At 70.7% G+C, this 21281-nt stretch carries 21 protein-coding genes; 9 read left to right on the top strand and 12 right to left on the bottom strand.

Features of this window, described 5'->3' with window-relative positions; translation table 11 throughout:
- Positions 1-148 precede the first annotated feature (148 nt).
- Positions 149-928 (top strand): transglycosylase SLT domain-containing protein, encoded by a 780-nt coding sequence (locus ACIGXE_RS05890; protein WP_399743596.1) that lies wholly within the window; start codon positions 149-151, stop codon positions 926-928.
- Positions 929-1001: 73 nt separating this feature from the next.
- On the opposite strand, the gene ACIGXE_RS05885 is transcribed toward ACIGXE_RS05890, so the two are convergent.
- Positions 1002-3572: an FHA domain-containing protein gene (locus tag ACIGXE_RS05885; RefSeq protein WP_399743593.1), complete on the bottom strand. Its 2571-nt coding sequence runs from the start codon at positions 3570-3572 to the stop codon at positions 1002-1004.
- 243 nt (positions 3573-3815) lie between these two features.
- Between ACIGXE_RS05885 and serB the strand changes: the two genes are divergently transcribed.
- Positions 3816-5048 carry a phosphoserine phosphatase SerB gene (gene serB / locus ACIGXE_RS05880; protein ID WP_399743590.1) on the top strand — a complete coding sequence of 411 codons (1233 nt, stop codon included), beginning with the start codon at positions 3816-3818 and terminating at the stop codon, positions 5046-5048.
- Positions 5049-5136: 88 nt separating this feature from the next.
- On the opposite strand, the gene ACIGXE_RS05875 is transcribed toward serB, so the two are convergent.
- From ACIGXE_RS05875 to ACIGXE_RS05860, 4 genes are all read right to left on the bottom strand, one after another.
- Positions 5137-5655: a SixA phosphatase family protein gene (locus ACIGXE_RS05875; RefSeq protein ID WP_399743587.1), complete on the bottom strand. Its 519-nt coding sequence runs from the start codon at positions 5653-5655 to the stop codon at positions 5137-5139.
- 35 nt (positions 5656-5690) lie between these two features.
- Complete coding sequence (locus tag ACIGXE_RS05870) at positions 5691-5912, bottom strand: hypothetical protein (protein WP_399743584.1); 222 nt, start codon at positions 5910-5912, stop codon at positions 5691-5693.
- A gap of 169 nt (positions 5913-6081) precedes the next feature.
- Positions 6082-6198: an SGM_5486 family transporter-associated protein gene (locus ACIGXE_RS05865; protein ID WP_399743581.1), complete on the bottom strand. Its 117-nt coding sequence runs from the start codon at positions 6196-6198 to the stop codon at positions 6082-6084.
- Between the two features lie 17 nt (positions 6199-6215).
- Positions 6216-7550 (bottom strand): CynX/NimT family MFS transporter, encoded by a 1335-nt coding sequence (locus tag ACIGXE_RS05860; protein WP_399743578.1) that lies wholly within the window; start codon positions 7548-7550, stop codon positions 6216-6218.
- Between the two features lie 84 nt (positions 7551-7634).
- Here ACIGXE_RS05860 and ACIGXE_RS05855 point away from each other — a divergent pair, with 84 nt between their 5' ends.
- Positions 7635-8327, top strand: coding sequence for a FadR/GntR family transcriptional regulator (locus ACIGXE_RS05855; protein WP_399743575.1), 693 nt, complete (start codon positions 7635-7637; stop codon positions 8325-8327).
- Between the two features lie 29 nt (positions 8328-8356).
- Here the strand turns inward: ACIGXE_RS05855 and ACIGXE_RS05850 are convergent, their stop codons facing one another.
- The 3 genes from ACIGXE_RS05850 to fabG form a co-directional block, all read right to left on the bottom strand.
- A complete protein-coding gene (locus ACIGXE_RS05850) occupies positions 8357-8767 on the bottom strand; it encodes a hypothetical protein (protein ID WP_399743572.1) in 411 nt (136 codons plus the stop codon).
- 225 nt (positions 8768-8992) lie between these two features.
- On the bottom strand, positions 8993-9769 hold the full coding sequence (gene fabI / locus ACIGXE_RS05845; RefSeq protein WP_399743569.1) for an enoyl-ACP reductase FabI: 777 nt from the start codon (positions 9767-9769) through the stop codon (positions 8993-8995).
- 4 nt (positions 9770-9773) lie between these two features.
- Positions 9774-10490 (bottom strand): 3-oxoacyl-[acyl-carrier-protein] reductase, encoded by a 717-nt coding sequence (gene fabG / locus ACIGXE_RS05840; protein WP_399743565.1) that lies wholly within the window; start codon positions 10488-10490, stop codon positions 9774-9776.
- Positions 10491-10676: 186 nt separating this feature from the next.
- Between fabG and ACIGXE_RS05835 the strand changes: the two genes are divergently transcribed.
- The 3 genes from ACIGXE_RS05835 (at position 10677) to tyrS (ending at position 14935) form a co-directional block, all read left to right on the top strand.
- A complete protein-coding gene (locus tag ACIGXE_RS05835) occupies positions 10677-12209 on the top strand; it encodes a TldD/PmbA family protein (RefSeq protein WP_399743562.1) in 1533 nt (510 codons plus the stop codon).
- Entirely contained in the window at positions 12206-13597 is a 1392-nt protein-coding gene (locus ACIGXE_RS05830; RefSeq protein ID WP_399743559.1) for a metallopeptidase TldD-related protein, read from the top strand. Before ACIGXE_RS05835 ends, ACIGXE_RS05830 begins: the two co-directional genes overlap by 4 nt.
- A gap of 69 nt (positions 13598-13666) precedes the next feature.
- Positions 13667-14935, top strand: coding sequence for a tyrosine--tRNA ligase (gene tyrS / locus ACIGXE_RS05825; RefSeq protein WP_399743555.1), 1269 nt, complete (start codon positions 13667-13669; stop codon positions 14933-14935).
- Between the two features lie 129 nt (positions 14936-15064).
- Here the strand turns inward: tyrS and ACIGXE_RS05820 are convergent, their stop codons facing one another.
- Positions 15065-15340 carry a GlsB/YeaQ/YmgE family stress response membrane protein gene (locus ACIGXE_RS05820; protein WP_399743552.1) on the bottom strand — a complete coding sequence of 92 codons (276 nt, stop codon included), beginning with the start codon at positions 15338-15340 and terminating at the stop codon, positions 15065-15067.
- A 167-nt stretch (positions 15341-15507) separates the two neighbouring features.
- Here ACIGXE_RS05820 and ACIGXE_RS05815 point away from each other — a divergent pair, with 167 nt between their 5' ends.
- A complete protein-coding gene (locus ACIGXE_RS05815) occupies positions 15508-15843 on the top strand; it encodes a DUF3099 domain-containing protein (RefSeq protein WP_399743549.1) in 336 nt (111 codons plus the stop codon).
- Between the two features lie 112 nt (positions 15844-15955).
- Positions 15956-16222: a hypothetical protein gene (locus ACIGXE_RS05810; RefSeq protein ID WP_399743546.1), complete on the top strand. Its 267-nt coding sequence runs from the start codon at positions 15956-15958 to the stop codon at positions 16220-16222.
- A gap of 52 nt (positions 16223-16274) precedes the next feature.
- Here the strand turns inward: ACIGXE_RS05810 and moaA are convergent, their stop codons facing one another.
- From moaA to ACIGXE_RS05795, 3 genes are all read right to left on the bottom strand, one after another.
- Complete coding sequence (gene moaA, locus ACIGXE_RS05805; protein WP_399743543.1) at positions 16275-17264, bottom strand: GTP 3',8-cyclase MoaA; 990 nt, start codon at positions 17262-17264, stop codon at positions 16275-16277.
- Positions 17265-17428: 164 nt separating this feature from the next.
- Complete coding sequence (locus tag ACIGXE_RS05800) at positions 17429-19066, bottom strand: cation acetate symporter (RefSeq protein WP_399743540.1); 1638 nt, start codon at positions 19064-19066, stop codon at positions 17429-17431.
- Positions 19063-19437, bottom strand: a complete 375-nt coding sequence (locus tag ACIGXE_RS05795) for a DUF485 domain-containing protein (protein WP_399743537.1) — start codon at positions 19435-19437, stop codon at positions 19063-19065. Before ACIGXE_RS05795 ends, ACIGXE_RS05800 begins: the two co-directional genes overlap by 4 nt.
- Before the next feature lie 275 nt (positions 19438-19712).
- Between ACIGXE_RS05795 and ACIGXE_RS05790 the strand changes: the two genes are divergently transcribed.
- Positions 19713-21254 carry a S8 family peptidase gene (locus ACIGXE_RS05790; RefSeq protein WP_399743534.1) on the top strand — a complete coding sequence of 514 codons (1542 nt, stop codon included), beginning with the start codon at positions 19713-19715 and terminating at the stop codon, positions 21252-21254.
- Positions 21255-21281: the final 27 nt, after the last annotated feature.

The raw sequence follows: 21281 nt of genomic DNA, 5'->3' as shown, positions 1-21281 counted from the left end.
CGAGGCCCCTGATCCACTACCCGGCTTCGTACGTCACACCTTTGCCACGGGATTTTGCTGCCGCTAAGAATTGCGTCCGTCGCCGCCGAGCAGGCGCAGCGCCGCCCCGGCCTGAGCGACCCCCAGCGATTCGAAGAGGTAGTCCTGCATGTCTGCGAACACCCCTGGCCACAGTCGTGGTCTGAAGAAGACCCACAAGGCCACGATCGCCGGCGTCGCCGCTCTGAGCGCCGCGGCGCTCGGCTTCACTCTCGTCCCGGGTAACGGTGGCTCCACCGAGACCGAGCCCCAGGCCCTCGCGAACACCCAGCAGGTCGCGTGGTCCTACGACGCGAACAGCCCGCAGGCCAAGGCCCTGGCCGCCGGCCTCGCCGAGCAGAGCTCCACCTTCGCCCTCAAGGCGAAGCAGGAGGCCGACGCGAAGGCCAAGGCCGCGGCCGAGGCCGCCGCCAAGGCGAAGGCCGACGCCGCCAAGGCCAAGGCCGCCGCGAAGGCCAAGGCCGACGCCGCCAAGGCCAAGGCCGCCGCCAAGGCGAAGGCCGAGGCGAAGAAGCGCGCCGAGGCGAAGGCCGCCGCGAGCCGCGCCGCCGCCCGCAAGCCGGTCTTCGCGAACAACCTCGACGGCTGGATCCGCGAGGCGCTGTTCATCATGGACAAGCACAACATCCCGGGCACGTACCACGGCATCTACAAGAACGTGATGCGCGAGTCCAGCGGCAACCCGTACGCGATCAACAACTGGGACATCAACGCCATCAACGGCGTCCCGTCCAAGGGTCTGCTGCAGGTCATCTACCCGACCTTCAAGGCGTACCACATCCCCGGCACCAAGTTCGACCAGTACGACCCGGTCGCCAACATCGTCGCCGCCTGCAACTACGCGGCCGACCGCTACGGTTCGATCGACAACGTCAACAGCGCGTACTGAGTCGCCGTAGACATGCCGAAGGGCGGCACCCCGTGCAGGGGTGCCGCCCTCGGGCGTACGGTGCGGGTCCGCGCTACTTGCGCATGACCTCCGGCTCGTGGCGGCGCAGCAGCCGCGCCACGAGGACGCAGCAGACGGTGGCCATGAGCAGCTGGATGCCGAGGTCGAGGCTCCACTGGCCGACGGTGTGCTCCCACAGCGCGTCGGTGTTGTCGGGGTTCTTGTGGTCCCACGGCGGCATCAGGTGCGCCAGGTCGAGCGTGGTGCCGGCGCCGGCGATGCCCCAGCGGGACGGCATGAGCCAGGCGAACTGCTCCAGGCCGGGCGAACCGTAGACCTGGAAGAGGATGCCGGTGAACACGACCTGGATGATCGCGAACATGACGAGCAGCGGCATGGTCTTCTCGGCGGTCTTCACCAGGGCGGAGATGACCAGGCCGACCATCATCGAGGTCAGGCCGAGCGCGATGACCTGGATGCAGAGCTCGACGGCGGGCGGCATGAGCAGGCCCTCGGTGGGCAGCTCGCGGGTGGAGAAGCCGATGCCGCAGATGATCACGCCCTGGAAGGCGGTGATCACGCCGAGCACGATGACCTTGGACATCAGGTACGCGGAGCGGGACAGGCCGGTGGCGCGCTCCCGCTCGTAGATGACCCGTTCCTTGATCAGCTCTCGTACGGAGTTGGCGGCGCCGGAGAAGCACATGCCGACCGCGAGGATCAGCATGATGGTGCCGGCGTCACCGTTGAAGCGGGACGGCGGCTTGGGCCGGCCCAGGCCGAAGTCGGCGGGGATGACCACCGAGACCGCGCCGAGGACGGCCGGCAGGATCACCATCAGGGCCAGGAAGCCCTTGTCGGAGGCGATCACCGACACGTAGCGGCGGATCAGCGTCCACAGCTGCGAGCCCCAGCCCTGCGGCTTGGGCGGCTTGGTCATCGCCTGCTGCGCCTGCTGCGGCATCTGCACCGGCTGGGCCGCGACGGCGTCGATCTCCGCGGCGTACATCTGGTAGTGCTGCGAGCCCTTCCAGCGGCCCGCCCAGTCGTAGTCGCGGTAGTTCTCGAAGGCGGAGAAGACGTCGGCCCAGGTGGAGTAGCCGAAGAAGTTCAGCGCCTCCTCCGGCGGACCGAAGTACGCCACCGAGCCGCCGGGCGCCATCACCAGCAGCTTGTCGCACAGGCCCAGCTCGGCCACGGAGTGGGTGACGACGAGGACCGTGCGGCCGTCGTCGGCGAGGCCGCGCAGCAGCTGCATGACGTCGCGGTCCATGCCCGGGTCGAGGCCGGAGGTCGGCTCGTCCAGGAAGATCAGCGACGGCTTGGTGAGCAGCTCCAGGGCCACCGAGACGCGCTTGCGCTGGCCACCGGAGAGGGAGGTGACCTTCTTCTCCTTGTGGATGTCGAGCTTGAGCTCGCGCAGCACCTCGTCGATCCGGGCCTCGCGCTCGGCCGCGGCGGTGTCGCCGGGGAAGCGGAGCTTGGCCGCGTAGCGCAGGGCCTTCTGGACGGTCAGCTCCTTGTGCAGGATGTCGTCCTGCGGGACCAGACCGATGCGCTGGCGCAGCTCGGCGAACTGCTTGTAGAGGCTGCGGTTGTCGTAGAGCACGTCGCCCTGGTCGGCGGGCCGGTAGCCGGTGAGCGCCTTGAGCAGGGTGGACTTGCCGGAGCCGGAGGGGCCGATGACGCCGATGAGCGACTTCTCGGGGACGCCGAAGGTGACGTCCTTGAGGATCTGCTTGCCGCCGTCGACCGTCACCGTCAGGTGGCGGGCCGAGAAGGAGACCTCGCCGGTGTCGACGAACTCCTCGAGCTGGTTGCCGACGATCCGGAAGGTCGAGTGACCGACACCGACGATGTCGTTGGGGCCGATGAGGACGGAGCCGCCCTTGGCGATCGGCTGACCGTTGACGTACGTGCCGTTGTGCGAGCCCAGGTCGCGGATCTCGAAGCGCCCGTCGGGCGTGGCGTGGAACTCGGCGTGCAGCCGCGAGACCTGGAGGTCGGAGACGACCAGCTCGTTCTCCAGCGCACGGCCGATGCGCATGACACGGCCGAGGTTCAGCTGGTGGAAGGTCGTGGGGCTGCGGTCGCCGTGGACCGGGGCCGCGCCGTGCGGACCGGGCTGCTGGTGCGGCACCTGCGGCGGGCCCTGGTGCGGCTGCTGGTGCGGAACCGCCTGCGGGACCTGGCCCTGCTGCGGCGCCTGCTGCTGCCAGCCCTGCTGCTGCGGCGGGGCCTGGTGGGTGACCTCCTGGTGCACCCCGAGGTGCGCGGGCTGCTGCGCGGCGTGCGGTGCCGGCTGCTGCTGCGGGACGGCCTGCTGCGCCGCGGGGGCGCCGGCGGCGGCCAGGTTCAGCCGCGGGCCGTCCGTGGCGTTGCCGAGGTGGACGGCCGAGCCCGGGCCGATCTCCACCTGGTGGACCCGCTGGCCCTGTACGAACGTGCCGTTGGTGGAGCCGTGGTCCTCGATGACCCAACTCCGGCCGCCCCAGCTGATGGTGGCGTGCCGCCACGAGACCCTGGCGTCGTCGATCACCAGGTCGCCCTGGGGATCACGGCCCAGGGTGTACGACCTGGACGGATCGAGGGTCCAGGTCCTTCCATTCAATTCCAGTACGAGTTCTGGCACTCCATGCCCCACTACTTGTCCCCCGATGCACCCCCGTCGTCGGAGGCCCAGGGATGGTGAACATCCTGGGGAACTATTTCAGGCCCCGGCCCGTATCCGAAAGTCGGGCCGCGTGAAGAGCTTGCGTAGCCCGCCCGGGGCAGCCGGAGGAGGGCCTGATCCGCAGGACACGCCCCCCGTCCGGAGCCACGCGGGTGTCCGTCAGTCGGGACGGGGGGTCTGGTGGCACCCGGTGCCCGATACGGTGGAAGCACCATGAGCGCATCGCAGACACCGGACGTTCCCACCGCGGACGTTCCCACTCTTCTCGTCAAGATCTTCGGGAAGGACCGTCCCGGGATCACCGCCGGACTCTTCGACACCCTGGCCGCCTTCTCGGTCGACGTCGTGGACATCGAGCAGGTCGTGTCCCGCGGCCGGCTCGTCCTGTGCGCGCTCGTCACCGAGCCCACCGTCGCCACCCAGGGTGAGCTGCGCGCCACCGTGCACAGCTGGGCCGAGTCCATGAAGCTGCAGGCCGAGATCATCTCGGGCACGGGCGACAACCGTCCGCGCGGCGAGGGACGCTCGCACGTCACGGTGCTGGGGCACCCGCTGACCGCCGAGCAGACGGCGGCCATAGCGGCTCGGATCGCCGGGACCGGCGGCAACATCGACCGTATCTTCCGGCTGGCGAAGTACCCGGTGACGGCGGTCGAGTTCGCCGTCTCCGGCTGCGAGACCGAGCCGCTGCGGACCGCCCTCGCCACCGAGGCGCACGCGGTCGGCGTCGACGTGGCCGTGGTCTCCGCCGGGCTGCACCGGCGGGCCCAGCGGCTCGTGGTCATGGACGTCGACTCGACGCTCATCCAGGACGAGGTCATCGAGCTGTTCGCGGCGCACGCCGGCTGCGAGGACAAGGTCGCCGAGGTGACCGAGGCCGCGATGCGCGGCGAGCTGGACTTCGAGCAGTCGCTGCACGCGCGGGTGGAGCTGCTGGCGGGCCTCGACGCGTCGGTGGTGGACAAGGTCCGCGCCGAGGTGCGGCTGACCCCCGGGGCGCGCACCCTGATCCGTACGCTCAAGCGGCTCGGCTACCAGGTGGGCGTGGTCTCCGGCGGCTTCACGCAGGTCACCGACGACCTCAAGGAGAAGCTGGGGCTCGACTTCGCCCAGGCGAACACCCTGGAGATCGTGGACGGCAAGCTGACCGGCCGGGTCACCGGGATGATCGTGGACCGGGCGGGCAAGGCGCGGCTGCTGCGCCGGTTCGCCGAGGAGGCCGGGGTGCCGCTGGCGCAGACGGTCGCGATCGGCGACGGCGCCAACGACCTGGACATGCTGAACGCGGCCGGCCTCGGGGTGGCGTTCAACGCCAAGCCGGTGGTGCGGCGGGCGGCGGACACCGCGGTCAACGTGCCGTTCCTGGACACCGTCCTCTACCTCCTGGGCATCACCCGCGAAGAGGTCGAGGCGGCGGACGGCGGCACGGGCGAGCTGCTGCACTGAGCACGGGGTACGGAACAGGGCCCGGGCGTCGGACGACGGCCGGGCCCTTTCGCGTACGAGCGCGTACGGACGAGCGGGGGCGTACGGCTCAGGGGTGCGGGGTCCAGAAGTCGACCAGGGTGCCCACGCCGTGCTCGACGGACTTCCAGGAGCCGGTGAGGGACACGACGGCGAAGGCGGAGGTGGGGAAGCCGCTGCGGTTCATCCGCGCGAGGCTGTCGCCCTCGGTTCGGCCCGCGAGGGCGTCGGCGAGCGCGTGCATCCCTGGGTTGTGGCCGATGAGCAGCAGGTTGGCGACGGTCTCCGGGGTCTCGTTGACCAGGGCGATGAGCTCGCCGAGGGAGGCCTCGTAGAGACGCTCCTCGTAGACCGTCTTCGGGCGCTCGGGCAGCTCGTGAACGGCGAGCTTCCAGGTCTCCCGGGTGCGGAGGGCGGTCGAACAGAGGGCCAGGTCGAAGGCGATGCCGGTGTCGGCGAGCTTGCGGCCCGCGACGGGGGCGTCCGTGCGGCCGCGCTCGGCGAGCGGGCGCTCGTGGTCGGAGGTCTGGGGCCAGTCCGCCTTGGCGTGTCGGAGCAGCACGATCCTGCGGGGTGTGTCGACGCTCATGTTCCACAGCTTCGCACGAATCGGGCCGACCCGACTCAGAGTGAGAGCGTTTGCTGGATGTGCTCCAGGACGCGTCCGAGCCCGGCCTCACCGCTCAGGGCCTGCGCCTCTCCCGGTCCCGTTATCAGCAGGAGGAGGGCGATGAACGCGGCCGCGGGCAGGGCGAGCGCCCACCAGGGCAGGCGGGTGTCGACGCCGGACCGCGTCGTCGGGGCCGTCCAGACCGCCTGGGCACCGGGGTGGGTTCGCGCCGTCATGGCCGCCTCCGTGGGATGGGATCTCCGTGCTTGCTTTCGGTGATTCCAAACTACGGAGCGCGGGCTTCCCGGCCCATCAGGTGATCCACCCACTTCACCCTGAGACCTGCCCCCTAGGGGACAGGGGGGACAGCCCTACCAGGCCGCGCGGAGCGGCCCCTCGCGGCGCTCAGGGCGAGGCGAGGGAGGCGATGATGCCGATGACGACGGTGATGCCGATCATCGCGCCGAAGACGATGAGGAGCTTCTTCTGGCCGTTCGGGGGGTTCGGTTCGAGTACGGGCATGGGATCAGTCTCCCATCTCAGCATTCGTCCTCGACGACCCGGTCCCTGCCCGCCAGGACGCCCACGATCATCTGGGGGATCATCAGGCCGCCCATGAGGGCGATGGGCACCCCCCAGCCGCCGCTGTGCTGGTAGAGGACGCCGACGAGGAGCGGGCCGGGGATGGAGATGAGGTAGCCGACGCTCTGCGCGAAGGCGGACAGCTTCACGACGCCGGCGCCGGTGCGCGAACGCATCCCGATCATGGTGAGGGCGAGCGGGAAGGAGCAGTTGGAGACGCCCAGGAGGACGGCCCAGATCCAGGCGCCGCCGGCGGGGGCGAGGAAGAGGCCGGTGTAGCCGGTGAGGCCGCACAGGCCGAGCGCGACGACGATCGGGCCCTGGTGCCTCATCCGGGTGGCGAGGCCGGGTATGACGAAGGCCAGCGGCACGCCCATGACCATGGTGACGGCGAGGAGCACGCCCGCGGTCGAGGCGGGGACGCCGGCGTCACGGAAGATCTGCGGCATCCAGCCCATGGTGATGTAGGCGCCGGTGGCCTGGAGGCCGAAGAAGACGGCGAGGGCCCAGGCGGTGCGGCTGCGGAGCACCTTGGCCGCGGCGGCGGGCGCGGCTCCCCCGCCGGCGCGTGCGCCCGCACCCGCTCCCTTGCGGGCCGCCGTGCCCGCGGTGCCGGTCGTACCCGTCGTGCCCGCCGCGGCGGCGCGGCTGCGGAGCAGCGGGAGCCACGGCAGGACGGCGACGGCGGCGAGCGCCGCCCAGACGCCGAGGCCGAGCCGCCAGCCGCCGCCGAGCGCGTCGGTCAGGGGGACGGTCGCGGCGGCGGCCACCGAGGTGCCCAGGGCGAGGGCCATGGAGTAGAGGCCGGTCATGCTGCCGATCCGGTCCGGGAAGTAGGTCTTGACCAGGACGGGCATGAGGACGTTGCTGACCGCGATGCCCATGAGGGCGAGGGCGCTGGCGGCGAGGAAGCCCGCGGTGCCGCCCGCGAAGGGGCGCAGCAGCAGACCGGCGAGGATCGCGGCCATGCCGGCGCAGACCACGGCGGCGGGCCCGAAGCGGCGGGCCAGGCGGGGGGCCGCGATGCCGAAGACGGCGAAGCACAGCGGCGGCACCGAGGTGAGGACGCCGGCCACCGTGCCGCTCATGTGGAGGCTTCCGCTGACCTCTTCGAGCAGGGCGCCGAGACTGGTGATGGCCGGGCGCAGGTTGAGCGCGGAGAGGACGAGTCCGACGACGACGAGCCGGGTGACCCAGCGGGCGGGCCCCGCGGGCGCGGGAGGCGTGGCCGCTCTCGTGACGCGGCGGGACTGCTCGGTGGCGGGGTCGAGGGTCTGGCGGTCGTCAGGCATGGGACCATCATAGAATCATGGGATGATTGGTTGTCCAATCTCGAACAACCGGTCTCCCTCAGCAGACGAACGAAAGGTGCGGCCATGGCGCTCGGCCACCCCCGGCGTACCGGACTCTCCGACCAGGTGATCGCCGAGCTGCGGAACCAGATCACCTCCGGCGAGTGGCCGGTGGGATCGCGGATCCCGACGGAGCCGGAGCTCGTCGAGCAGCTGGGCGTCGCCCGCAACACCGTGCGCGAGGCGGTGCGCGCGCTCGCCCACAACGGACTGCTGGACATCCGGCAGGGCTCGGGCACGTACGTCGTGGCGACGAGCGAGCTGGCCGGTGTCATGCACCGCAGGTTCGCCGGCTCCGAGCCCCGGGACGTGGCGGAGCTGCGTTCCACCCTGGAGTCGTCGGCGGCCCGGCTCGCCGCGCAGCGCCGCACCGACCGGGACCTGAAGCAGCTGGACGCCCTGCTCCTGAAGCGCGAGGAGGCGTGGCTGTCGGGCGACGCCGAGGCGTTCGTGACGGCGGACGCGGTCTTCCACCACGCGGTGGTGGTGGCCTCGCACAACGACGTGCTCACCGAGCTCTACGCGGACCTCGGGCACGTCCTGCGCGAGTGGCTGCGCGGCGACGTGGGCCGGGAGCTGCGGCCGGAGAACCACATGGACCACGCGCGTCTGGTCGAGGCGATCCGCGAGGGCGACGCCGACCGCGCGGCGACGGAGGCGGCGAGCTATCCGTTCCTCTGCCTGAGGAGCCCGGAGGCAGCCGCGCCCAAGCGCTGAGTGCGGAGCCGACCGCACCTTGGAGCGCCTCAGGAACCCTGAGCCGCCGGTTCGTGGGTGATCCAGGCCGAGCGGACCTCTTTCCAGCAGCGCCCGGTGACCTGGGCGTAGTCGGCGGGGCCGACGTCGACGGGGGCGCTGTCGGTGTCGAGGTCCCACCAGCGGTCGCACTCCACGTGGAGGCGGACGCGGTCGGTGCGGGGGTAGGGGTTCTGGCAGTGGGCGGTGACGACGGATCCCTGCACGAGGGTGCGGCAGGAGGCGCCGACGTCGTCGCCCGATCCGGCCCCGCGGACGGTGACGGACACGGCGCCCGCGGTGGCGTCCGCGGTCGGAGCGGGAGCGGCCCGGACCTCGGCGGCGACGGCGAGGCCGGCCAGACCCGCGAGGAGTGCGGCGGCCGAGAAGAACGCGGGGGCCCTGAAGTGCGGCGCGCGCATACCCGTACCTCCTCCCCGTCAGTAGCCGGAATGTCACGCTCTGAACGTCACGCTCTGACCCAGTCTGCGGGGATTCGGGCGACTTTTCGAGTCGGGGCGGCGGGGCCCGGGAACGACAAGGGCCGGGCGCCCGCCGCGAGGCGGGAGCCCGGCCCTTCGTCCGTCTGCCGTACGTCTGGCGTACGGCAGACGGAGGACGTCTACCGGAGCACGTCTGCCGGAGGCTTACGCGCCGATGGCGTGCAGACCGCCGTCCACGTGGACGATCTCACCGGTCGTCTTCGGGAACCAGTCGGAGAGCAGCGCCACGATCGCGCGGCCCGCCGGCTCCGGGTCGGAGAGGTCCCACTGCAGCGGGGAGCGGCTGTCCCAGACGCTCGCCAGCTCGCTGAAGCCCGGGATGGACTTGGCGGCCATCGAACCGAGCGGGCCGGCCGAGACGAGGTTGCAGCGGATGTTCTGCTTGCCCAGGTCACGGGCCATGTAACGGCTGGTGGCCTCCAGGGCGGCCTTGGTCGGGCCCATCCAGTCGTACTGCGGCCAGGCGAACTGCGCGTCGAAGGTGAGGCCGACCACCGAGCCACCCTCGCTCATCAGCGGCAGCAGCGCCATCGTCAGGGACTTCAGCGAGAAGGCCGAGACGTGCATGGCGGTGGCGACCGACTCGAACGGCGTGTTCAGGAAGTTGCCGCCGAGGGCGTCCTGCGGGGCGAAGCCGATGGAGTGGACGACGCCGTCCAGGCGGTCACCGAGGTGCTCGCGGACCTGGCCCTCCAGACGCGCGAGGTGCTCGTCGTTGGAGACGTCGAGCTCCAGGACCTTGACCTTGTCGGGCTGGGGCAGCTTCTTGGCGATGCGCTCGGTGAGCGTCGGCCGCGGCCAGGCGGTGAGGATGATCTCCGCGCCCTGCTCCTGGGCCAGCTTCGCGGCGTGGAAGGCGATGGAGGACTCCATCAGCACACCGGTGATCAGGATGCGCTTGCCCTCGAGAATTCCGCTCATGTGATCAGTGACCCATGCCCAATCCGCCGTCAACCGGGATGACGGCTCCAGTGATGTACGAGGCGTCGTCGGAGGCGAGGAACTTCACCGCGGCGGCGATCTCCTCCGGCTGCGCGTAGCGGCCCAGCGGCACCTGGGAGACGATGCCGGCGCGCTGCTCGTCGGTGAGCACGGCGGTCATGTCGGTGTCGACGAAACCGGGCGCGACGACGTTGAAGGTGATGTTGCGCGAGCCCAGCTCACGCGCGAGGGAACGGGCGAACCCGACCAGACCGGCCTTCGAGGCGGCGTAGTTGGCCTGGCCCGCGGAGCCCAGCAGACCGACGACCGAGGAGATCAGGACGACGCGGCCCTTCTTGGCGCGCAGCATCCCGCGGTTGGCGCGCTTCACGACCCGGAAGGTGCCGGTGAGGTTGGTGTCGAGGACCGACGTGAAGTCGTCCTCGGACATGCGCATGAGGAGCTGGTCCTTGGTCACGCCGGCGTTGGCCACCAGCACCTCGACCGGACCGTGCTTCTCCTCGATCTCCTTGTACGCCTGCTCCACCTGCTCGGTGTCGGTGATGTCGCACTTGACGGCGAGGAAGCCCTGCTTCTCGAGCTCCGCCCGATCGCCCGAGCGGTACGTGATCGCGACCTTGTCGCCTGCCTCGGCGAACGCGCGGGCGATGGCGAGGCCGATGCCCCGGTTGCCTCCGGTGACGAGAACCGAGCGGCTCAACGGATCACCCTTTCGATAAGCGGTCTGGTACGTCGAAAACCTATCGGTCCGTTCCACGATCCAGAGAATCGGGCCCTGACAGTGGCGTACGGATGTCACTGTCGGGTCCCTACAGAAAGGTTGGGCATCGCGGCCGAAAGCACGACATGATCGGGGGCGACCGGTCTCACACGACAGGAGACAGCTGTGCAATCTGGGCCGCATTCCCTCGACGAAGCCTTCACCCAGCTCCCGTTGCGGGCGCTGGCCGACGCGGCGCTCGCGCGGGCGCGGGCGCTCGGTGCCGAGCACGCCGACTTCCGCCTGGAGCGGGTGCGCAGCGCCTCGTGGCGGCTGCGGGACGCCAAGCCGTCGGGTTCCTCCGACATCACGGACCTCGGCTACGCGGTGCGCGTGGTGCACGGCGGGGCCTGGGGCTTCGCGTCCGGCGTCGACCTCACCATGGACGGTGCCGCGCGGGTCGCCTCGCAGGCGGTGGCCATGGCGAAACTGTCGGCGAAGGTGATCGCGGCGGCGGGGTCGGACGAGCGCGTGGAGCTCGCCGACGAGCCGGTGCACGCGGACAAGGTGTGGATCTCCTCGTACGAGATCGACCCGTTCACCGTCTCCGCCGAGGAGAAGAGCGGGCTGCTCGCGGAGTGGAGCGCGCGGCTGCTGCGGGCGGAGGGCGTGGCGCACGTGGACGCCTCGCTGCTGACCGTCTTCGAGAACAAGTTCTACGCGGACACCGCCGGCACCGTCACCACCCAGCAGCGGGTGCGGCTGCACCCGGAGCTCACGGCGGTCGCCGTGGACGGGACGACCGGCGAGTTCGACTCGATGCGGACGATCGCGCCGCCGGTCGGGCGGGGCTGGGAGTACCTGACCGGCACCGGCTGGGACTGGGACAAGGAGCTGGAGGAGATCCCGGGCCTGCTCGCCGAGAAGATGCGGGCGCCGAGCGTCGAGGCCGGGCGTTACGACCTGGTGGTCGACCCCTCCAACCTGTGGCTGACCATCCACGAGTCGATCGGCCACGCCACCGAGCTGGACCGCGCGCTGGGCTACGAGGCGGCCTACGCGGGCACCTCCTTCGCCACCTTCGACCAGCTGGGCAAGCTGGCCTACGGCTCCTCGATCATGAACGTGACGGGCGACCGGACCGCCGAGCACGGGCTCGCGACCGTCGGCTACGACGACGAGGGCGTCGAGGCGCAGTCCTGGGACCTGGTGAAGGACGGCACGCTCGTCGGCTACCAGCTGGACCGCCGGATCGCGCGGCTGACCGGCCTCGGGCGCTCCAACGGCTGCGCCTTCGCCGACTCCCCCGGCCACGTGCCGGTGCAGCGGATGGCGAACGTGTCGCTGCAGCCGGATCCGGGCGGGCTCTCCACGGAGGACCTGATCGGCGGCGTGGAGCGGGGCATCTACGTGGTCGGCGACCGTTCCTGGTCGATCGACATGCAGCGCTACAACTTCCAGTTCACCGGCCAGCGCTTCTTCCGCATCGAGAACGGGCGCCTGGCCGGCCAGCTGCGGGACGTCGCCTACCAGGCGACGACCACCGACTTCTGGGGCTCCATGGAGCAGGTCGGCGGCCCCCAGACGTACGTCCTCGGCGGCGCGTTCAACTGCGGCAAGGCCCAGCCGGGTCAGGTCGCCGCGGTCTCGCACGGCTGCCCTTCCGCCCTGTTCCGGGGCGTCAACATTCTGAACACGACGCAGGAGGCCGGTCGATGAGCCGCGTCAGCAAGCCGTACGAGATCGTCGAGCGGGCCCTGGAGCTGTCCCGCGCGGACGGGTGTGTCGTCATCGCCGACGAGGAGTCCTCGGCCAATCTGCGCTGGGCCGGGAACGCGCTCACCACGAACGGGGTCACCCGGGGCCGGCAGCTGACCGTGATCGCCACCGTGGACGGCGCCCAGGGCACCGCCTCCGGTGTCGTGTCGCGGTCGGCGGTGACGGCCGAGGACCTGGAGCCGCTGGTGCGCGCGGCGGAGGCGGCGGCGCGGGCGGCGGGTCCCGCCGAGGACGCGCAGCCGCTGGTGGCGGACGTGGCCGCGTCGCCCGACTTCACCGACGCCCCGGCGGAGACCTCCTCCGCCGTCTTCGACGCCTTCGCGCCGGCCCTCGGCGAGGCCTTCGCCCGGGCCCGGGCCGGCGGCCGCGAGTTGTACGGGTTCGCCAACCACGAGCTGACCTCCAGCTACCTGGGCACCTCGACCGGGCTGCGGCTGCGGCACGACCAGCCGAACGGCACCCTGGAGCTCAACGCCAAGTCGCCGGACCGGGCCCGTTCCGCGTGGGCCGGGCGCTCGACGCGGGACTTCAAGGACGTCGACCCGGCGGCGATGGACGTGGAGCTCGCCACCCGGCTCGGCTGGGCGGAGCGGCGGATCGAGCTGCCGGCCGGGCGGTACGAGACGCTGCTGCCGCCGACGGCCGTGGCCGACCTGCTGATCTACCAGATGTGGTCCTCGACGGCCCGGGACGCGGTGGAGGGCCGTACGGTCTTCTCCAAGCCCGGCGGCGGCACCCGGCTCGGCGAGACGCTCTCGCCGCTGCCGCTGACCCTGCGCAGCGACCCGAACGAGCCGGGTCTGGAGTCGGCTCCGTTCGTGCTCGCCCACTCCTCGAGCGACGACTCCTCCGTCTTCGACAACGGTCTGCCGATCTCCCCCGTGGACTGGGTACGGGACGGGAAGCTGGCCCATCTGATGACCACCCGGCACACCGCGGGCCTCACCGGGCTGCCGGTGGCGCCCGGAGCCGGGAACCTGATCCTGGACGGCGGCGGGGAGCGGTCCCTGGAGGAGATGGTCGCGGCCACGGAGCGCGGTCTGCTGCTGACCTGCCTCTGGTACATCCGCGAGGTCGACCCGGCGACGCTGCTGCTCACCGGGCTGACCCGGGACGGCGTCTATCTCGTCGAGAACGGCGAGGTGGTCGGCGCGGTGAACAACTTCCGGTTCAACGAGTCCCCGGTCGACCTGCTGTCGCGGGCCACCGAGGCGGGCCGGACGGAGAAGACGCTGCCGCGCGAGTGGAGCGACTGGTTCACCCGGGCCGCGATGCCGGCCCTGCGGGTCCCGGACTTCAACATGAGCTCGGTCAGCCAGGGGGTCTGACCCCCATAGACTGATCGGGACAACTTCTTTCCCGTAAGCACCAGTGATCATCACGAGGAGACGGACGACGTGACGGACATCGTCGACGAGCTGAAGTGGCGTGGGCTGTTCGCCCAGTCCACCGACGAAGAGGCCCTGCGCAAGGCGCTCGCGGACGGTCCCGTCACGTTCTATTGCGGTTTCGACCCGACCGCGGCCAGTCTCCACGTCGGCCACCTGGTGCAGGTGCTCACCGTGCGCCGGCTCCAGCAGGCCGGGCACCGGCCGCTGGCGCTGGTCGGCGGGGCCACCGGCCAGATCGGCGACCCGCGGCCGACCGCCGAGCGCACCCTGAACGACCCGGAGACGGTCGCGAACTGGGTGAACCGGCTGCGTTCGCAGATCGAGCCGTTCCTGTCCTTCGAGGGCGAGAACGCCGCGGTCATGGTGAACAACCTGGACTGGACCGCCGGCCTGTCGGCGATCGAGTTCCTGCGGGACATCGGCAAGCACTTCCGGGTCAACAAGATGCTGACCAAGGACTCCGTGGCCCGGCGCCTGGAGTCCGAGCAGGGCATCAGCTACACCGAGTTCAGCTACCAGCTGCTGCAGGGCATGGACTTCCTGGAGCTGTACCGGCGCTACGGCTGCACGCTGCAGCAGGGCGGCTCCGACCAGTGGGGCAACCTGGTGGCGGGCCTCGACCTGATCCACAAGCTGGAGCCGGCGGCGCAGGTCCACGCGCTGGCGACGCCGCTGATGGTGAAGGCGGACGGCACCAAGTTCGGCAAGACCGAGAGCGGTGCCGTCTGGCTGGACCCGGAGATGACCACGCCGTACGCGTTCTACCAGTTCTGGCTGAACGTGGACGACCGCGACATCTCCACCTACATGCGGATCCTCTCCTTCAAGTCCCGTGCGGAGCTGGAGGAGCTGGAGGCCCTGACGGCGGAGCGGCCGCAGGCGCGGACGGCCCAGCGGGCCCTCGCCGAGGAGCTCACGACCCTGGTGCACGGCGCCGAGCAGTGCCAGGCCGTGATCGACGCCTCCAAGGCGCTGTTCGGCCAGGGCGAGCTGGGTGACCTGGACGCGGCGACGCTGGCCGCGGCCCTGTCCGAGCTGCCGCACGCGCGCGTGACGGAGCTGGGCCAGGTCGTGGACCTGTTCACCGAGGTCGGTCTCGCGCCGAGCAGGTCGGGGGCCCGCCGCACGGTGAAGGAGGGCGGCGCCTACGTGAACAACGTGAAGGTGACCGCCGAGGACGCCGAGGTGTCGGCGGACGACCTGCTGCACGGCCGCTGGCTGGTGCTGCGCCGGGGCAAGAAGAACCTGGCGGCGATCGAGCTGGTCGCCGGCTGACGTCGTAGCGGCACACCGCCGGCCGGATCGGGACGTGGTCCGGAGCGGAGGACCGCCGTCGAGAACGACCGGAGGCCCGGTACGCGCGCTGTGCGCCGTACCGGGCCTCCGGTGTGTCGGTTGGGGGGGTCAGGCCCGCTGCCTGCTGCTGCGGATCGAGGCCCACAGCATGTCCCCCACCCCGACCACGGCGACGGCGCCGATGAGCTGGAGCAGATGACGGGTCCAGTCGATGCCCTTGGTGTCGTTGACCCCGATCCAGGTGGCGACCGCGTTGCCGAGCACGCTGCCCAGAATGCCGAACACGGTCGTCAGCCAGAGTGGGATCTGCTGCTTGCCGGGCAGGATCGCCTTCGCGATCAGACCCAGGACGAAGCCCACAATGATCGCCCACAACCAACCCATCGTCGCCTCCTCGTGCGCATGTGTGCCCAGTCTCGGCGGCTCGGCCATACGGCGCATGTCGGACGAGTCCATACGTGCCCCGCCCTCCTTCGCCGGGGACGACGGGCGTACCGTGGAATCAGGTACGGACCGGGGAGGGTCCGGCACGGCTGTGGGTGGTGGATGTGATGCGGAAGCATGGCGGACCCGAGGTTTTCCGGATCACGGGTGCCCGGCAGGGCCTGGCCGACGACGTCCGCGGCCGGCAGCGCCGGTACGTCGTGTCGATGACGATCCGCACGCTCTCCGTGATCGCCGCCGCCGCGCTGTGGAACGTGGAACGCCACGTGGCCGTCGTGGCGCTGGTGGTCGGGGCGGTGCTGCCCTACATCGCGGTGGTGATCGCCAACGCGGGCCGCGAGTCCGCGCCGTCCCTTCCCGCCACCCTCATCCCCCATCCGGTGCGGCCGGCGCTGGACGCGGATGCGGAACGCCGGGACGAGGGAAACGATCACGCAGCGTGAGCGGGAAGCTCAAGAAATGCTCAGATCAATCATGAAGTTCCGGTGCACCGCACCCCATGGCCCGTGACATACTGCCTACGCGCTCCGCATCCCCCGTCGGAGCGACGGACCGATGCCGGGCAGCTCCCCCCGTGGCTGCTCGGCATCGCCCTTGCTGGACAATGATCAGGTGAGTGACGAGAAGCCGATCTGTTCCGCGAAGGGGTGCCGGGCCGACGCCGTCTGGGTCCTCGCCTGGAACAATCCCAAGCTGCACACGCCCGAGCGGCGCAAGACCTGGCTCGCGTGCGAGGAGCACCGCGAGCACCTCTCCCAGTTCCTGGGCGTACGGGGTTTCCTGAAGGACGTCGTCCCGCTGAGCGAGTGGGACCCGGCCTGAGCGAGCGGCGCCCGGCGGAGGCGACGGGCGCCCCGGGCCGGCCGGCCCGGGCTCAGCCGCCGATCGCCGACATCGGGCGCTCGGGCTGGAGGAAGCTCGGGTCGTCGAGGCCCGAGCCGGCCTTCTTGCCCCACATCGCCTTCTTCCAGAGGTCGGCGATCTCCGTGTCCGCGGCCTCGGAGCGGAGCGCCGCCCGCAGGTCGGTCTCCTCGGTGGCGAAGAGGCAGGTGCGCACCTGGCCGTCGGCGGTGAGCCGGGTCCGGTCGCAGGCCCGGCAGAAGGGCCGGGTGACGGAGGCGATGACGCCGACCGTGTGCGGGCCGCCGTCGACCAGCCAGCGCTCGGCGGGGGCGGAGCCGCGCTCGTCGGAGCCTTCGGGGGTCAGCTCGAAGCGGGTGCGCAGCGACTCCAGGATGTCGCCCGCGGTGATCATGCCCTCGCGCTTCCAGCCGTGCTGGGCGTCGAGCGGCATCTGCTCGATGAAGCGGAGCTCGTAACCCTGCTCCACGGCCCAGGCCAGCAGGTCGGGGGCCTCGTCCTCGTTGAGCCCGGGCATCAGGACCGCGTTCACCTTGACCGGGGTGAGGCCGGCCTCGCGGGCGGCGGCCATGCCGTCGATGACGTCGTGGTGCCGGTCGCGGCGGGTGAGGGTCTTGAAGACCTCGGGCCGCAGGGTGTCGAGGGAGACGTTGACCCGGTCCAGTCCCGCCGCCTTCAGGGCGGTCGCGGTGCGCTTGAGCCCGATGCCGTTGGTGGTGAGGGACATCCGGGGGCGCGGTTCCAGGGCGGCGCAGCGCTCGACGATGCCGACCAGGCCGGGGCGGAGCAGCGGCTCGCCGCCGGTGAAGCGGACCTCGGTGACGCCGAGCTCGGTGACGGCTATCCGGACCAGGCGGACGATCTCGTCGTCGGTGAGCAGGTCGGGCTTGGCCAGCCACTGCAGGCCCTCTTCCGGCATGCAGTAGGTGCAGCGCAGATTGCACCGATCGGTGAGGGAGACCCGCAGGTCTGTGGCCACGCGGCCGTAGGTGTCGATGAGCACTTGGCCCCCTCCCCTTCTTCCCGGTCGTCTTTCCGGTTCGCTACATGGTCGAGCCTACGTGACCGCTCGGACACCGGGCACGGGCCGATTGTCACGAGGACCGGCACGGCCGCGTCGTAGAACTCTACGACGCGGCCGGTGGTTCACAGCGGAACGTATACGACTCAGTGCGCTCCGACGCCGGTGAGGGACTTGACCTCCAGTTCCGCGTACTTGCCGGCGTCCGGCTCCTCCTTCGAGAGGACGGTGCCGAGCCAGCCGAGCAGGAAGCCGAGCGGGATGGAGATCAGGCCGGGGTTCTCCAGCGGGAACCAGTGGAAGTCGACGCCCTTGAACATCGACGTCTTCGGGTTGCCGGAGACGACGGGCGAGAACAGCACCAGGAAGACGGAGCTGACCAGGCCGCCGTAGATCGACCAGAGCGCGCCGGTGGTGGTGAAGCGCTTCCAGAAGAGGCTGTAGAGGATCGTCGGCAGGTTCGCCGAGGCGGCGACCGCGAAGGCGAGCGCGACGAGTCCGGCCACGTTCATGTCGCGGGCGAAGGCGCCGAGCACGATCGCGACGGCGCCGATGAGCACGGTGGCCCAGCGGGCGGCCCGCATCTCCTCCTTCTCCGTGGCCTTCCCCTTGCGGATGACATTGGCGTAGATGTCGTGGGCGAAGGAGGACGAGGAGGCGAGGGTCAGGCCCGCGACGACGGCGAGGATGGTGGCGAAGGCGACGGCGGAGATGACGGCGAGCAGGATGGCGCCGCCGGTGGTGCCGACACCGCCGCCGAGGTACTCGGCGAGCTGCGGGGCGGCCGTGTTGCCCGCCGGGTTCTGGGCCTTGATGGCGGCCGGGCCGACCAGGGCGGCGGCGCCGAAGCCGAGCGCGATCGTCATCAGGTAGAAGGCGCCGATGATGCCGATCGCCCAGTTCACCGACTTCCGGGCGGCCTTGGCGGTCGGCACCGTGTAGAAGCGGATCAGGATGTGCGGCAGACCGGCCGTGCCGAGCACCAGCGCGAGGCCGAGCGAGAGGAAGTCCAGCTTGGAGGTGCCGCTGGCGCCGTACTTTAGGCCGGGCTCCAGGAAGGCCGCTCCCTTGGTGCTCCTCTCGGCCGCGGTGCCGAGCAGGTCGGAGATGTTGAAGTCGAACTTCAGCAGCACCAGGAAGGTCATCAGCAGCGCGCCCGCGATGAGCAGCACCGCCTTGACCATCTGCACCCAGGTGGTGCCCTTCATGCCGCCGATGGTCACGTACACGATCATCAGCACGCCGACCAGGGCCACGATGAGGATCTTGCCGGCGTCGCTGGTGATCCCGAGCAGCAGCGAGACGAGCACGCCGGCGCCGGCCATCTGGGCCAGCAGGTAGAAGATCGACACGACGATGGTGGAGGTGCCGGCGGCGGTGCGGACGGGACGCTGCCTCATCCGGTACGCGAGGACGTCGCCCATCGTGTAGCGGCCGGAGTTGCGCAGCGGCTCGGCGACGAGCAGCAGTGCGACCAGCCAGGCGACGAGGAAGCCGATCGAGTACAGGAAGCCGTCGTAGCCGAAGAGGGCGATGGCGCCGGCGATGCCCAGGAAGGAGGCGGCGGACATGTAGTCGCCGGAGACCGCGAGGCCGTTCTGGAACGCGGTGAACTGCCGTCCGCCCGCGTAGAAGTCGGAGGCGCTCCTGGTCTGCCGGCCGGCCCACACGGTGATGCCGAGGGTCGCGGCGACGAACACCGCGAACAGGGTGATGATCAGGGGCCGGTGCTCGGTGGAGGAGGCGGCGAGCACGGTGTGCGCGAGGGGTGCCGGGTTGCTCATGCGTCGGCCTCCATGCGGTGCTTGATCGCCTCGGACCTCGGGTCGAGCTTCGCGGCGGCGTGCCGCGAGTAGAGCCAGGCGATGAGGAACGTGGTGGCGAACTGGCCGAGGCCGAGGACGAGCGCCACGTTGACGTTGCCGATCAGCTTGGTCCCCATGAAGTCGCCCGCGTAGTTGGAGAGCAGCACGTACAGCAGGTACCAGGCGATGAAGGCGATCGTCAGCGGAAAGGCGAACGAACGGTATGTTCGGCGCAGTTCGCCGAATTCCTCGCTTTCCTGGACCTCGATGAACTGCTCCGTCGTGGGCTGGACGGGACCGGTCTCGGTCTCCGCTCCGTCTCTCGGCGGCGGCGGTGCTTCGGTAGCCACGGACTCTCCTCGTGACGCGGGGGCGGACGGCATGGACAAGGGGGGCCTCACCAGGGATGCGGGAAGCGGAGCCCGGAAACGGAGCTCCTCCCCTGCACAACGGCACGGAGCCCGCGGCGAAGTGGTTCACGCGGGTGGTTTTCTTTGCCCGGATCTTCATGAAGTCTTCTCAACTCATTGCTGACCGGGGAAGATCGGCGATAGCTTCACCCGTCATGCACCTGTCCACGCGCAATCGGCGCGCGGACAGTACATACGGATGATGTGGAGAACCCATGGCTCATCTGGGATCGAGGCGCGGCCGAGTACTCGCTCTGCCGGCCGGTCTCGCGCTCACGGCCTCGCTCGGCTTCCTTCCCTCCGGCGCCGCCTCCGCCGCGGAACTGAGCGACGCACCGACGGCGACCGTGGCCACCGACGGCCCGAAGCTGTCGTACGTCGTCAACGTCGACAACGCCCCCTGGTCGGCCGCGTCGGTGAAGAAGGCGATAGCCGCCGCCGGCGGCGAGGTGGTCGTGTCCTACGACCAGATAGGCGTCATCGTCGTCCACTCGCAGAACCCGGACTTCGCGAAGGCGATCCGGCAGGCGCGCGGTGTGGTCTCGGCCGGCGCGACCCGTACGGCCCCGCTGACCGCGCAGTCCGACGACTCCGTCGGCGAGAGCGCCCAGGCGCTGACCCCGGCCGAGATCAAGGCCGCCGCGGCCGCCGCCTCGGACGAGCAGGACCCGCTGGAGCCCCTGCAGTGGGACCTCCCGGCGATCAAGGCCGACAAGGCCCACCAGAAGACCCTGGGCAGCAAGCGCGTCACCGTCGGCATCATCGACACCGGCGTGGACGACACCCACCCGGACCTGGCGCCGAACTTCGACGCCGCCGCGTCCGCGAACTGCGTGACCGGCAAGGCCGACACGACCCCCGGCTCGTGGCGTCCCAAGGCGGGCGAGAGCGACCACGGCACGCACGTGGCCGGCACCATCGGCGCCGCCAAGAACGGCATCGGCGTCACCGGTGTCGCGCCGGGCGTGAAGCTCGCCGGCATCAAGGTCTCGACCCCGGACGGCTTCTTCTACACCGAGGCCGTGGTCTGCGGCTTCGTGTGGGCGGCCGAGCACGGCGTCGACGTGACCAACAACAGCTACTACACCGACCCGTGGATGTTCGCCTGCAAGAACGACGAGGACCAGAAGGCCCTCATCGAGGCGGTCTCCCGCGCCACCCGCTACGCGGAGCGCAGGGGCACGGTCAACGTGGCGGCGGCCGGCAACTCGAAGTTCGACCTCGCGGCCGACTCGATCCTGGACACCAGCAGCCCGAACGACACCACGCCGGGCAACCGGGTCATCGACCCGAAGCAGTGCTTCGACTACCCGGGCATGCTGCCGGGCGTGGTGACGGTCTCCGCGACCGGCGCCAAGGGCCTGAAGGCGTCGTACTCCAACTACGGTTACGACGTCATCGACGTGGCGGCGCCCGGCGGCGACCGCACCGAGTACCAGACCCCGGACGCGCCGGCGGTCAACGGCCGCATCCTGTCGACCACGGTCAACGGCGGCTACAACTACAAGGCCGGCACGTCGATGGCCTCGCCGCACGTGGCGGGCGTCCTCGCGCTGCTCAAGTCGACCCACCCGAACGCCAGCCCGGCGGCCCTCAAGGCGCTGCTGTACGCGCAGGCCGACGAGCACGCGTGCACCGACCCGTACGACATCAACGGGGACGGCGTGGTCGACGGGGTCTGCGAGGAAGGCGCCGACAAGAAGAACGGCTTCTACGGCGCGGGCATCGTGGACGCGCTCGCCGCGGTCCGCAAGTAACCGCTGCGGCAGCCGACCGACCGCCTG

This window comes from Streptomyces sp. NPDC053431 (assembly GCF_044544925.1).
Taxonomy (GTDB): Bacteria; Actinomycetota; Actinomycetes; order Streptomycetales; family Streptomycetaceae; genus Streptomyces.
Note: the sequence above shows the minus strand (reverse complement) of the source record. Positions and strands in the feature narration are given on the sequence as shown.

What these genes read in the sequence shown, in the direction of transcription:
- ACIGXE_RS05890 (WP_399743596.1), top strand. Translation starts at nt 149, where the DNA reads ATGTCTGCGAACACCCCTGGCCACAGTCGTGGTCTGAAGAAGACCCAC.
- serB (WP_399743590.1), top strand. Translation starts at nt 3,816, where the DNA reads ATGAGCGCATCGCAGACACCGGACGTTCCCACCGCGGACGTTCCCACT.
- ACIGXE_RS05875 (WP_399743587.1), bottom strand. Translation starts at nt 5,655, where the DNA reads ATGAGCGTCGACACACCCCGCAGGATCGTGCTGCTCCGACACGCCAAG.
- ACIGXE_RS05870 (WP_399743584.1), bottom strand. Translation starts at nt 5,912, where the DNA reads ATGACGGCGCGAACCCACCCCGGTGCCCAGGCGGTCTGGACGGCCCCG.
- ACIGXE_RS05865 (WP_399743581.1), bottom strand. Translation starts at nt 6,198, where the DNA reads ATGCCCGTACTCGAACCGAACCCCCCGAACGGCCAGAAGAAGCTCCTC.
- ACIGXE_RS05860 (WP_399743578.1), bottom strand. Translation starts at nt 7,550, where the DNA reads ATGCCTGACGACCGCCAGACCCTCGACCCCGCCACCGAGCAGTCCCGC.
- ACIGXE_RS05855 (WP_399743575.1), top strand. Translation starts at nt 7,635, where the DNA reads ATGGCGCTCGGCCACCCCCGGCGTACCGGACTCTCCGACCAGGTGATC.
- ACIGXE_RS05850 (WP_399743572.1), bottom strand. Translation starts at nt 8,767, where the DNA reads ATGCGCGCGCCGCACTTCAGGGCCCCCGCGTTCTTCTCGGCCGCCGCA.
- fabI (WP_399743569.1), bottom strand. Translation starts at nt 9,769, where the DNA reads ATGAGCGGAATTCTCGAGGGCAAGCGCATCCTGATCACCGGTGTGCTG.
- ACIGXE_RS05830 (WP_399743559.1), top strand. Translation starts at nt 12,206, where the DNA reads ATGAGCCGCGTCAGCAAGCCGTACGAGATCGTCGAGCGGGCCCTGGAG.
- ACIGXE_RS05820 (WP_399743552.1), bottom strand. Translation starts at nt 15,340, where the DNA reads ATGGGTTGGTTGTGGGCGATCATTGTGGGCTTCGTCCTGGGTCTGATC.
- ACIGXE_RS05815 (WP_399743549.1), top strand. Translation starts at nt 15,508, where the DNA reads ATGCGGAAGCATGGCGGACCCGAGGTTTTCCGGATCACGGGTGCCCGG.
- ACIGXE_RS05810 (WP_399743546.1), top strand. Translation starts at nt 15,956, where the DNA reads ATGCCGGGCAGCTCCCCCCGTGGCTGCTCGGCATCGCCCTTGCTGGAC.
- ACIGXE_RS05800 (WP_399743540.1), bottom strand. Translation starts at nt 19,066, where the DNA reads ATGAGCAACCCGGCACCCCTCGCGCACACCGTGCTCGCCGCCTCCTCC.
- ACIGXE_RS05790 (WP_399743534.1), top strand. Translation starts at nt 19,713, where the DNA reads ATGGCTCATCTGGGATCGAGGCGCGGCCGAGTACTCGCTCTGCCGGCC.